Genomic DNA, 832 nt, shown 5'->3' with positions numbered 1-832 from the left:
CTCACTTTGCCAGCGATCTGAGCCATCCTCTAACGAAAAGGCAGCGAGTGACGGTGATCCATCCACGTCACCGACAGCGAACACGCGTCCGTCGTATACTGCAGGCGCATGGACGAGTTGACGTGCCGTGTCGGTTTCCCAACGTCTCTCCCCGTCCGCTGCTCGATACGCCTCGATACCCCTGTCGGAAGCAACCAGCACCGTTCCTGTGGCCTTGTCCGCGACGAGCTGTTCAACCTCGTTTATCGATTCCGTCCAGATCTGCTCGCCGGTTTGGGAATCAAGTGCAACGAGCTCCTCGCCGTAGGCCACGACGCAACGATCGTCGACAACGACAATGACGTTATCTCCGCTGGCGTCGAGGGTAGTCCGCCATTGTTCAGTGCCATCCTGTGCATCGAGGGCGATCGCACTTCCGTCGTTACTGGGGTCGAAGTTCGTCGTGTATACTGTCCCATCGGAAACTGCAGGCCGCCACCGCGTGAAGGCGTCCGATGTCCATGCCAGGTTCCCCTGTGGCGGAGCGGAGACATCCGTTGCGAACGTATTCGCCCCGTTGGCTCCGTACTGTGTCCACTCCCCTGTCGGATCGTCCGGCAAGGGCGTGTCCGAATCCAGCAACGGGAGCATCGACAGACACCCCGAGAGAAGTCCACTCGCGGCGACACTCGCTGTCGCCAAGAACTTCCTTCGATTCACATCTGAATGTAGACCAACGTATGTATAGTATTACGGCTGTGTTAAAATCACCTTGTAGTCTCCCGATTGACAAATAAGACTCTGTTGAAAAGGTTAGTACCTGATACAGCTCTCGATTGCTCTGAGCGAGGCG

1 protein-coding gene is annotated in these 832 nt (G+C 57.1%); it reads right to left on the bottom strand.

All coding sequences use genetic code 11. The annotated features are described in order from the left end of the window. On the bottom strand, window positions 1-630 hold a 630-nt coding region (locus DVK07_RS19930; RefSeq protein WP_147441270.1), incomplete at its 3' end, for a PQQ-binding-like beta-propeller repeat protein. Between the last annotated feature and the right edge of the window lie 202 nt (window positions 631-832).

Origin of the sequence: Halorubrum sp. Atlit-26R, from assembly GCF_003666015.1 — an archaeon.
Classification (GTDB): domain Archaea; phylum Halobacteriota; class Halobacteria; order Halobacteriales; family Haloferacaceae; genus Halorubrum.
This window is presented reverse-complemented; position numbering and strand designations above follow the sequence as displayed.